Annotated in this window: 7 protein-coding genes; all 7 read right to left on the bottom strand. The window is 42.0% G+C overall.

The features are described from left to right. A complete protein-coding gene (locus tag tca_RS02290) occupies positions 1 to 789 on the bottom strand; it encodes a hypothetical protein (protein ID WP_286709074.1) in 789 nt (262 codons plus the stop codon). A gap of 11 nt (positions 790 to 800) precedes the next feature. After that, entirely contained in the window at positions 801 to 1,847 is a 1,047-nt protein-coding gene (locus tca_RS02285) for a hypothetical protein (RefSeq protein WP_286709073.1), read from the bottom strand. Continuing rightward, complete coding sequence (locus tca_RS02280) at positions 1,844 to 2,383, bottom strand: DUF5591 domain-containing protein (RefSeq protein WP_286709072.1); 540 nt, start codon at positions 2,381 to 2,383, stop codon at positions 1,844 to 1,846. The genes tca_RS02285 and tca_RS02280 overlap by 4 nt, the downstream gene beginning before the upstream one ends. Before the next feature lie 50 nt (positions 2,384 to 2,433). Then, positions 2,434 to 3,159, bottom strand: coding sequence for a hypothetical protein (locus tca_RS02275; protein ID WP_286709071.1), 726 nt, complete (start codon positions 3,157 to 3,159; stop codon positions 2,434 to 2,436). 565 nt (positions 3,160 to 3,724) lie between these two features. Then, positions 3,725 to 6,640, bottom strand: coding sequence for a hypothetical protein (locus tag tca_RS02270; protein ID WP_286709070.1), 2,916 nt, complete (start codon positions 6,638 to 6,640; stop codon positions 3,725 to 3,727). A 33-nt stretch (positions 6,641 to 6,673) separates the two neighbouring features. Beyond that, a complete protein-coding gene (gene drmB / locus tca_RS02265) occupies positions 6,674 to 8,407 on the bottom strand; it encodes a DUF1998 domain-containing protein (protein ID WP_238374275.1) in 1,734 nt (577 codons plus the stop codon). 5 nt (positions 8,408 to 8,412) lie between these two features. Further along, positions 8,413 to 12,120, bottom strand: a complete 3,708-nt coding sequence (gene drmA / locus tca_RS02260; RefSeq protein WP_010876136.1) for a DISARM system helicase DrmA — start codon at positions 12,118 to 12,120, stop codon at positions 8,413 to 8,415. Position 12,121 lies beyond the last annotated feature (1 nt).

Here is a 12,121-nt window from a genome sequence, read left to right as displayed (position 1 = left end):
TCATCCCCTCCTCAATTCTACAAGAGTATGTTTGGATGGTATGGGTGGTCTTGGAAGTCCGGGTATAAATTTTAGGATATCTCTGCTTTCATTAACTCTTAGTAGATGCTTGTAAATCATTCGAACGGTCGGTTCATCATCTGAATTAATAAACTCACTTTCACGAGAGAGGAGGTAGGAACATAACTCCTTTGTGAACATTTGTGTATCTGAACTTAATTTATCAATTATTAATTCCTCAAAGACCTTATGATTGAACTCGGTTTGATATTCTTTATTTACAGAGTAGCTATTATTCTCCTCGTCGAGGGAGAGGACCCCGATGTCAACCATAATCTTCAGTACGTTTTCTGCAGATTTCCAGTCGAAAATACGTACTCCGAAGTCATATGATGAATTTAAGACCATCTTTTCTATTATTTGAAGCTTTGAGAACTGATAAAATTCATTTTCAAGGATATAGTTGTAAAAATAGGAATAATGTAATACATGTTTGTACAGTAGTCTGTGTAAACATTTAGGTCTGTTTTCTGATTGGAGATAAAGTCTTCCCTCTTCTGTTATACCATAACGTGAGGTTCTTCTGGACGGTGTTATATCTACAAGATTGAGTTCTTTCATCAGCTGAAGAATAGACTCTCGATTTTCTTTTTTTGGCAGTATAGTCTGAAAATCGCTCTTAATGGCCAAACCTTTTTCTGAATTATATTTCATCAGAAAACTAAGCGTCTTCTCAAGATCTTCAATGAAGGAGCTGTAGTACAACCATGTCCATGTGACCGCTGTCATGATTACCCCCCTCAGTATAATAAATCTATTTTGTAATGTGTGAGCCTTCTTTTAGTGTATTCCCATAGATGTCCTAAACCAGATTTTCCAATGGTTTCATCAAGGAATTTCAAGTATGATTCTTTATCATCATTATAAATTCTTGAAAGATCCTCTTCATGTTCCATCACCCATTTATTGTGGTAGGCTCTTTTAACCCAGTCATCCCTAAGGTTTTCCCACCTCAAGGATCCGTCCGCTGGCTGTTCTCTGCAGACTGGACATTTGCACTGGCTCAGTTTTTGAAGTTCATCTTCTGTCAGGTAACTTGAAGCAACACCCCCTTTTTTCCTTAAGTTCCCGAACTTTGCTTCTCCATTTCCACAGTAGCGTTCACCTGTCTGCGGGAGGATGATTTTCCCATAGGCGGCCTTTCTTTTGTATCCTATGGAGTCTGTACTTTTAATTCCGATAAATGCACCTATATGATACATTATTGGAGAAGAACCAAAGCCGAATATGTGTATGTCAAGGTCGTACTGGTCACATATCTGTTTTGTCGTTATGATGGAGTCGATGAGGTTCTTTGATGGCTGTCTGTCCCCAAAGAAACCATTAAATTCGTCTGCGGTGGTCAGAATACTCCCCATCGAGATATAATCCTGGTCCTTCCGGTAGAGTAATCGTATATTATCCTGTAGGCTGGTGCGGTCCCATGCATGGAGTGCGGGTACAAGATTAAGGTCTGTAACATCAATCCAGTACTCAATGTTCTCAGCGGTTTTATTCCATCTTTTCTGCATCACAACCTTGTCCATCCCCGGAGTGAATGGATAATCCAGTGGAACGGTGTATTCTGGTTTTAACTTCTCTTGGACGTTGAGGACCCGCTCTTCCTCTAGAATGCTCTTTTGAGAATTTTTAAGGGCGCTGAAGGCTCCGTTATCAAGGAAAAGTTTATTATACTCATATTCTATTTCGGGGTCTTCTAGATGATAGTAGTTGATAACACTGTCCATCACATAGTTATGTTTCAGTTTAAGTGAGTTATTTGGAGTCTCGCCTGCCCAGTATTTCATAGAAGACCCTCCAGTATCTCTGATAATCTTTCCAGGTTTTCATCGTATGTCAACACCAGATCCGTGTCTTTTCCGTGGGGTATTTCTTCGTTTAGTTCGCTGTAGTAGAGCTGTATTTTTAGATCTTTGCAGGCATCCCTTAGGGCCCTGAATGATAGGGATCTGTTCCGGAGGTATGATACGTGGGCCTTGTAGGAGTGTCTTGAGAGATAGTCCTCAATTCTCTGCCTTGTAACATTGTAGTACTCCTCTTGTATGTGTTCATCTTCTGCCAGTGGGTTCCAGTCATAAGAGTCGAATGGATATTTGTCACAGTGTTCGTAGGGGATGACCCCTGCATTGGAGATCACGACCCTATGAATATCCTCCATGTATTCCTCAAGAACGCTGTTGATCACTTTGTGGATGGGTGAGTTGTAGTAGGGTTTTATGGCTGCACATGGCAGGAATACACATACTCTATCCGTTGGGGCTTCATATTTGTCCAGGAACCATTCTTGCCATTCTTGGAAGTGGGGATGAATTAACTGTTCCATGGAGACCCCATTGAGACCTATATAATCCTTCTCTGCGAATCTCGGATAGTTCACTGTAGATTCCCCTTTGGAGTAAATAGATACTTAATCGTGTTTTCGGAGTTTTTAGAGTGAAATGTGACGACAAGGACATTATCGTTAATCTTATCATTCCATGACAGGTTTAAATCAACTTTCTTTGAAATTTTAGATGGATTGAGGAGATGTTTAATTATCTCATAGTCATATATGGATCCCTTGACTGGCTTATCCTTTAATTCCATATCTGAGGGTATTTTAACCTCCATGTTTCCATTTGGGTTTTGGGTTGTTATTATCAGTTCATCGTTTTTTGTCTGTAGTCTCAGATCACTCTTGAATTTAGCAAGGAGGTTGAGTCCATGGTATAGTCTGCTTCCTGAAATTTTGAATGTGTTATCTTTAGTGTATGGTGGGAAATCCAGAGATTCGCCTTTTTGAGAATTTAGAGCACTTTTGAATTCTATATTTTCATACAGAATATTGCATATCACTTTATCTTTATTGAAATCAAGATAGGCCTCACTTCCCTTTTCAATTCTGGAGAAGATGTCATAAAATAGGGGTCCAAGCTTAAATGAGAATTCCTCCTCATTTTTCACTTCATTAATGGAAAAATCAGCTATAATTGTCCTTTCTTTATTTGTATTTAAAAAGTGGACATTCCCCTCCTTAACCTTAACGTAAAGCTGCTCTCGAGAGAGCTGACTTAAAAAGTATAAATTTTTTTTAATGACTTCCAAGTTTTTTATTTTCAAGGCAATACCTCTTTTAGCCGGTCATGGTTTTTGCAATCTACATTGAACTAAATTATTTTATATACAATATAAAGTTTTATATTTCGATCTTTACGTAAAGTTATAACTCAGCGAGCTGATAAACAGCAGGCTGTCAAGGGGGATCTTTTCCTCTGGCCCTGAGAACCTGCCTGAGATACGTGGAAACAGGAACCCTTGGAACCCGGGGAAAGATTACCTGAAGGTTTTTGAAATATTCTTCTTCTCTGAGAATCTTGAAGAGTTCAAAAGGAAAACAGGGAGTGGATTATACCGTTTCATCGCCTACATCCTGAGGGATCCCAGGGGTGACTGGATAGTTGATGAGAACCTTAACCTGCTTCCAGAGGTTTACCACCCCCTTAAGACCATTGTCGATGTAACAGTTGAAAAAATTTTCAAAGGGTGACTTTGACCCCCCTGGCTGAGATGAAGTTCCTCTCCAGACCCCCTATGGTCTTAAGGGAGATATGATAGGTCATGCTGTGGTAACATTCATTCTGAGGACCCTCAGGGGGGCACATGGTAAAGACTCCGGGTCCCAATATCATATGATGTACCTCTCATAATCTTGAAGTATTTTCATCGACGGTGAATCTATTTTGACCTTAACAATTCTGGCCTGTTTTATTTTAAATTTATCGGAACGTTTGAGGACATAATTTATTTCTTTCCAGAGCTCTTCATGGAATCTGCGGTACCGGGGAGCCAGAGATTGTTTTTTATCGGTTAAAAATTTTCTTCTCAGCTTCTGAAGAGTCCGTGACGCAATGTATGATCTTCTTGCTTTTTCATCATCAAGACGCATTTCAGGAGATAGTTCATCCAGAGCCCTGTATATTTTTTCAACATCTGAAATTGCCCTGGGGTGCTCGACCTCAAAAACCGGAACATGACCCTGTGATGTCACTATGATCTCGGGATCCGACAGCCAGTGATCCCTTATATAATCGGGGTTTCTGGCGTTGAGATCATATTCAACAAGATACTCTGATAGATAATCCTTTGCCCTGTTTTCATTCCAGCCACGGGTATCCCTAATTTTATTCATGGCATTTCGGATGTTCCTGAGCCATTCATATGAGTCATCCACAAGTTCCCCGAAGCCATTCCATGTGTAGTAGGAACTTTTTATTTTAAGGGTCGGCGCAATTTCTATCATGAATCTTGTGAACAGGACTTTGAATGATGTATAGAACCCGTGTTCATCCAGTAAAAGAGTCCTTTCCTGAAGATTTTCAGGTTTATCACCGGCTCTGATGTGTTCGATCCTGTCGGCAGTCTCATCCTTAAAGAAAAGAATCCTGTGGGAAGGTATGAACATTCCACTATTCATTTCATTGATCACAAGTACACATTCAGTGCCTGCTCTTATTGTTCTCGCACGCTTTTTAGAGGTTCTCCCATACGAATTCAATATTTGCGAATGTGATCCCGATTCAATGGATCTTTCAAATTCCAGGATATCCTCTTTAACGGTTTCAGGGACATGAATTTTTTCTGTAATCTCAAAGAGAAGTTCGGGCGCTCTTTCGTTTCTTGATGGAATGTGAAGAGGTTTTGTAATCTGTTCTGTGATTCTGTTATTAACTATTGATTTTATTTTTTCAATGGCCGTTGATCCTCCTATGAAGTAAAATTTCTCTATAGCCGTATCATTCATAGAGTATCCGATGGGTGGATATGAGGTTGCTATTACCACTGAAGGACCTTCATCATGGTGGGTGGGGAGATCATTCCATGTGCATATATCAACAGCATCAAGCACATCGGGATTCTCTTCATTCATTTCAAAAGTTTTTTTCAGACTTTTTGTTTCCCGCGATGATTTTAAAGCTATGAATATGGATTTTCTGTCATCCCCTGAAAGTTCCGCTTCAATGATTTCTTTCATGGATTTCAGTAGGGGGTTTCTCTGTGGGTCCGATGAAATGGAATAAACCTCTTCGAATGTGCTTTTCACCTCGTCAAAGATTGGTGTGTCCAGAATTTGATTCAGAATGTTATCAATTACCCAGCCACCATTTGAATAATGGTGTGGTCCGCGGAGGTTGAGAGGTGTCTGAGGAAGGTATTTTAGATAAAGGCGCACATTTTTACTGTTATCTATTTTCAGGATCTTTTCGGAGATTTCTTCTATTCTATCAATCTCCTTGAGATGGATGTACTCTACCTCAGCATTAATCTCAGGGACAGATATTTCACTGAATGATGATGAAAATGGGGATGGTCTTGAATGATCTTCATCTCCAGTCAGTATGTCAAGAATGGGTATGCAATCCCAGGTGTGCCATGTGAAGCTGTCCTTAAGGTCTCTGTACAGATGTCTGCTGTCAGGTCTGAGTGAAAACATCAGAACAGCATGTTCTGTTGAACGAATAAATTCTCTGAATTTCTGCCACCGCCTCCCGTTGAAAAGACTTTCATTGACGAAATAATCCGAATCTGTGAAAAATACGACATCAGGGTTGAATTCTTCAACGATGCTAAAGAGGTTTTCTGGTTCCATGGTCTGTGAGATAAAAACCACGGAACTGTCTGAAGTATATGTATCCCTGACATCTGTTATGCAATCATACTTAAAGTGATCTTTGAATCGTGTTAAGTCATCATAATTCAGCATTACCTGAAACAGGTCAGATACTGGAAAACTGAGTTTTTTTCCTGTCCATTCTTCCCTTTCTTCAATGATTATAGCGATTATTCCTTCATCGTTCACGGTTTTAATTTTTTTGCCACCCTTCCCATCCTTCTGGGTTATACTCCTTACAGCATTCATTCCATATAAATTCTTATAGTACTTTAAAATGCGGTTTATGCATTTTCTAATGGTCATTTCTGGTCTGTATACTGATATTTCTGTCGTATGTCTGTTCTTTGAATCCTTTATTCTGTAATGGATCTTTTTTTTCTTTTTGAATACATTTTTTCTGTCTATTTTTAATAATCTTCTAAGATTTCTGAGATCACCTGAATCCATCTTAGACATATCTTCAATGTATTGGAGGCTTCCGAGCGCTGAAAAGGGGTCAGGAAAACCCAGCTCATTTTTACTTTCACCGGTATTGATCTCACCGATCACAACGATCTTGGCATCTCCTTTAACCCTGAGGCACTCGCAGATTAGAACTGGGAGGAACCTGATATTCCTCCATGGCCATGTTATCAGGTACTTTCCTTCACTGATATTGGGAAGCCAGCTGAGATATGATTTTTCAATCACGTTATTTTTTATGGGCCAGATAAGGGGCAGTTCCTCACTGGGAGGTTCTTTCAGATTTTTCGTCAGGAATTCATGTACCCCTTCATTTTCCGGAAGATGCACCGCAGGACTGAAAAAGGCGTCGCAGGAGGAACACCTAAATGTTCCATCATCCTCAATCAGCAGGGGAGCTCCTGTGATCACAGGTTCTTTGCAGTTTGGACACACGGGATAATCATGATAGTAATATGCAGGCTCCATCTATTCACCACCATTTCTGATCAGTTCAGATCCTCAATCTCCAAGAACAGCATGCCTATCCAGCCACCTGTTCCTGTGTTCACATGATGTCTCTGATAGCATCAGGCAGCGGTGGCATGCGGATCCGTTGTAATTTCCATCTGAAATCCGATTCTGATGACATATCGGATCGTTGGAGCAGAATTCAATATTATTCATTGCTATTTTCCATATCTCCTTAAATTTTGATTCTGAAGCACATCCAGAGAGACCTCCCATACTGCAATCATCTCCAATCGATGATGAATAAAGGAGAATGCCACCGGCGCCTCCGGAGTCTGTGTAAATTCTTTCTCTTATTGAGGGTGATGAATAGCCTGCATATAACGAGAGGGCCTGTATAATGGAATGTGAAAGTGTATGCCACCACACAAATTCTGGACTCACAGGTGTGTTCTGTCTCAGAATTTCGTCATGAATCAATTTTCTTTCATCCCACTCCTGCAGCGCATTTAAGGATGAAGATTCCGGGGCTATTCTATCCGCTGTTATGAACAGACCCTCTCCCATACTCTCAAACGCAGGATACCACCATGACTCGGAAATTGCTTCCCTTTCACCTGTACTCACAATATTTGACGGAATTATCTCTGAATTTTCGTCCTTTTTAAGATAAGGGCTCCTGTAGTATCCAATCTGAGCAGTTGTAAGCTTCAATTTTTCAACAGGAACAATTTTGAGGGTAATCTGAGAATCAACAGAAAATTTCACAGGCTCTCCCACTGATAGTGTTTCAGATGTTCGCATTTCTCTGAGGGCCCGGAATTCATCTCCAAGGGGATCTGCTATCATCCTGCTATTGAATCCCATTACATGTTCACAGAATCTTCTGTAACCCATGTCCTCAATACTCCCTTTAACGGTGTCATAATATTTTCTTTTGTTCTGCTTAACGTCTGAAAGCAGATTTTCTTTATTTGCATGGTTTATAATACCGCGCAGGTTACCCCTGAATTCTGGATCGTTCTCCAGTATTTCATCCAGTTTGGTTTTATAGGGAATTTTCAGAAGGGTCAGTGTTACGGGTATTCTGAGGGAGGTTGACTGTCTCTGAAGAATCTTCATTTCAAGTTCACATGATTCCTTTGAACGGAGCCCTGATCTTTCAGGAAGTCTGCCTGTGCAGCGGAATTTTTTTCTGTAAATATATCTCATGGAAGATGATTGTCCACATTCCGGACATTTAATTATTATATCCGCAATTGATGGTCCCTCAATTTTCCAGTGAAAGTATTCTGGATTGCACCCGGTTTCTTTACTGTGAACGAGATATTTCCATGGCAGATCATCAAGATGTCCGTCAGGACACGCAGCCACAAATCGGGTGGCTGAGGCATTCCTTGACCCGCATATGGGGCAGCCTTTCCCTTCACGTTCATAATAAAGGACGGGATTCTGGTGTCCCCCTTCTGTTCTTCCATAGCATATTTTCCAGCGGGGAAACCGCCATGTATTGTAGATGTGACGGTTTTCATCAAGGGAGAGGGCGGCATTGGTGGGCAGTGAAAATAGCCGTATGGTTCCATCAATCTCTTTATTTTTCCGGAGAAACTCTGAAAGCCTGCTATCCTTAATCTCAAACTTCTCAAGATATTCTATTCCAAAATAGTTTCCCAGGCCGTCGTTGAGTGAAGGGATCATCACGGGCCCGTTCTTTCCCTCCAGTATGGCTCCAGGTCCATAGGTGAATATGAACTGGGATCTTCTAAGATGCTGCACGTTATTCATCATATTTACACCCTGAAACCTGTTGTTTCCTCAATATCCCTCAGTGAATTTGGAGCATTTCTGAAAACTGTCTTGAGGTTTTTATATTCATGCGATGGAGTGCCAAGGACCACGTTGTGTTGTCTGGTTATGTACTCTGAAAATCGGAGTTCATTGACTTCTTCCGCAACAGATCTCCATTTTTTGATGCACTCTTCAAGGAAATTTTCAATTATTTCCACATCCTCTTTTCTGTTAAATATTTTATCAAGCCGGTTTGTGAGGGATTCCTGCAGATAATGAATATCTTCAGAGGATTCTCCGGATAATATGACCTTACCATCTTCTTCTGTCCAGTTAACACGGGCCAGTGGCATGTTTCTGAGAAATGCGACGGTCGCTGGTCCAAGGGCTCTATTTAATGCCCCATCGGAATAGGGTGAAACTGAAACAGATTCAACGCTTTCATGAATTCTCGCATGATACCTCATGAACATTTCATAGTGGTTCATGTCCCGGGGTCTTGAAGCATTCAGAAATGTCAGGACAAGACCTCCCCGTCTTCGCCCGATCCTCCCTGTGGCCTGAATGTAGGATCCTGTTGTCTTTGGCTGACCGCTGACAATCATGAGTGAAAGGTGAGGCACATCCACACCGGTACCGAACATTGATGTTGTGAAAATGGCATCATATGCCGGGACTCCCGGCTGTTCTCCGTCGCGTTCTATTCTGTCAAGTACAAGGGGCAGGGCAGTTGAATCAATCCTGCTTGAAAGTTCCAGCGGGTCGGGATCTATATCACGAGGATCATCCACGGAAATCTCCTTTAACCTCTCAACAACGTCCTCCCTGTAAAATGCAATCCCACCTCCAAGTTCCCTCAGGGAATTATAGTATCCGACAACGGTCCAGTAATATCTGATGGCTTCGTTGCCTGTGTTTTCCGCAGATGTTTTGAGAACACGGGACCATAGCCTTATCTGGGGAGTTATCGGACCTCTTCCGGGTGCGGCGATTCCCATGTAAATTCTTCCGCTAATCCGTTCATCCCATGCATCACCGGGATCCTCTTCCTTAACAAAAAATGAGTCTGCTATTTCAAGGCCGTGTGGCGGGAACTGGAACAGATCCCTTCCAAAGAGAAGTCTGACCTGATCATGTGCGTTGTTTATCGTTGCCGTGGATGCAAGATATTTTGGTCTCAGCCCTCCACGCCATATGAGAGATTCCACGGATGCCTCATAGATTCCAAAGATGCTTCCGAGGGGACCGTCAAGGAGGTGGAGTTCGTCCTGTATTATCAGTTCAGGGGGCAGAAACCCTTCCACGTCAGTGTCATGGGCTTCACTACTCTTTGTCGTGTTTATGGGATATAGCCCATCCCTGTGATAACCATAAAATATGTTGAATTTATCAACATTTCCGAAGATGGCTGCTGCCTTTGGCTCAAAGGAGAGTCTCGCAATCTTATCAGCAGTGCTTATTATAACTGTGGGGCACCTTGAGTATACCTGTTCATCAACAGTGTAGGCAGGAACAGGAATTCTTCTGTTTTCTATAAAAGGACTCTCAAACTTTCTTCTGGCATTTCCATCGGGAAACTCCGATTCCTCATCTGAGGGAACACCCTCCGCCCAGTCAACATCCTTATTCAGAGGACAGTCCGGATTGGGACACCATATTTCAAAGTCTGAATATTTCTTTTTCCTCCTCCCTTTATCAAAGGAGCTTCCAAAGTAGCCGGGTCTTCTCCAGCTCAGTGATGAGAACTCAAAGTGATTCTCAAGTTCTTTCATGATCTCTGATATCCGGGGGATGTCCATATCTCTTTCATCAAATTTTATGATGAGTGTTTCATGGTTCTCCCTGAGGTTGTCCCTGCAAGTTCTGATTTCTCTGATTTCAGGAAACATTTTTTTGAGTTCTGAAGGCTCAAAGCTGAGGTCTGTCTTCTTTTTCTGGACCACGGTGATTATTGTGTTATCATGGGCAGGCAGGGAGCTCTCTGAAGAATCCGGCAGACTCAACCATGAATTGCATGCGGGGCACCTGATGACCTGGGCCGGCTCACTTTCATTCCCACCATCCCCGGAGGAGGTCATGATGTCAATGGCCCCTTTATTTATTCTCAGATGAAGTGGAGACACGGCGCCACCTACCCATAGGCCAGCGGAGAACCTCACAGAACCATATAACCAGTCCTCTTTTATATCACAGTTGGAGGGTCTCCATCCCCTGAGACCGCTGTCGCATATGAAAACTCTCAGATACTCCGCCGCTGTTATCATTCTCAGGGTCCTTCTGAACTGCTGCACGGTGAGGAGGCGCAGGGTGTATCTTGATATAACTGCTGTTCCATAGCATCTCTGGATATTTTCTGAGCCGATGGAACCTTTAAGACGGCGAAGAGACATCGTAAATGCTATTATGGCAAGATAGGCCTCTGTTTTCCCACCCCCGGTTGGTATCCAGAGGAGATCCAGAACATCACGATATTCTGATTCAGGATTGAATATGGGTTCGATGTTCATGAGAAAAAATGCGAGCTGGAATGGTCTCCAGAGGAAATCATCACCCTGCCGGCTCCACTGATGCTGAAGTGATATGACCCTGTTTGCAAAACAGAATGCGAGCCTTGCTTTCTCATTATCCATGAGGATTTCCAATCCATTTTTAAGTCTTTTCAGCGCTTCTTCCTGTTTTTTGATTATACCGGATGCAAATTTTTTATTTTTGCCATCCATTGACTTCTGGATTCCTTTATTGCATTCTATCCACCTTTCATATGCATCTATGAGGGGGTTCACTATCTCTGAAATTGAACTGGAATTCCATGCCTCTGAAAGTTTCTCTGCAGAAAGTTCATCAACCCCTTCCACATCAAAGGATGGCATCGGACTGGGATAGAGAGGTACAAATTCTGTTCTGAAGTCAGGAGTTCTGAAATTTTCAATTTCAGGGAATTTTTCAGCCAGATTAAGACCATCAGGCCATAAAATAGACTCATTGAGGTTATGTGAGTATTCACATGATTTTGATACTGCAGAGCATTGAATTCCCATCACATCAATCTTTCTGTTTCTGTAAATGAAATTCATCTCATCTCTGTAGTCATCAGGGGCATCTGAAGTTTCCGGACGGTCTTCAACGTTAATGCGAATGGATGGCTGAAAAATGCAGGAGGCTGTTTCAGGTCTGTAAGCACTTCGAGCGACCTTAAGTTCATTTACAAGAATCACCCTAACGTTTTTACGGTTTCCGTCCTCCCTGATCATAACATTGATCGTTATGCTGCCATCATCTTCCCGGTAGATGCATTCACGGGTGTTATCCTCCTCAAGTGAAAATTTTTTGATGCAGAAATGGCCTTTTCTCTTCCACATTTTCTCATCATCGGATCTGGTGTATCGACCCCACGTGACACAGATATCCATTTCCTTTGCACCGGCGGGTGCCATGAATGAAATACCAAATGATCTGGGCCGTGTGAATGGTCCTGATAATACAGAGCTTTCATAATCAGAATCATCATCCTCTCCTGATGAAACAATGTCTGTATTCACATTTTCAGAATCGGGGTCAGCAGCACCCATTTCTATGGCGGGACTCCATCCGGCGGGGATGATAACACCGGTTATATACTCATCGTAGGGGTCCCCTTTAATGGATTCCTCAGGGCCACTTCGTGGTCCCAGCACCTCCTTTATTACCTCTTCAATCATTGTTTTTCTCATT

This window comes from Methanothermobacter sp. EMTCatA1 (assembly GCF_002356395.1).
Taxonomy (GTDB): domain Archaea; phylum Methanobacteriota; class Methanobacteria; order Methanobacteriales; family Methanothermobacteraceae; genus Methanothermobacter; species Methanothermobacter thermautotrophicus.
This window is presented reverse-complemented; position numbering and strand designations above follow the sequence as displayed.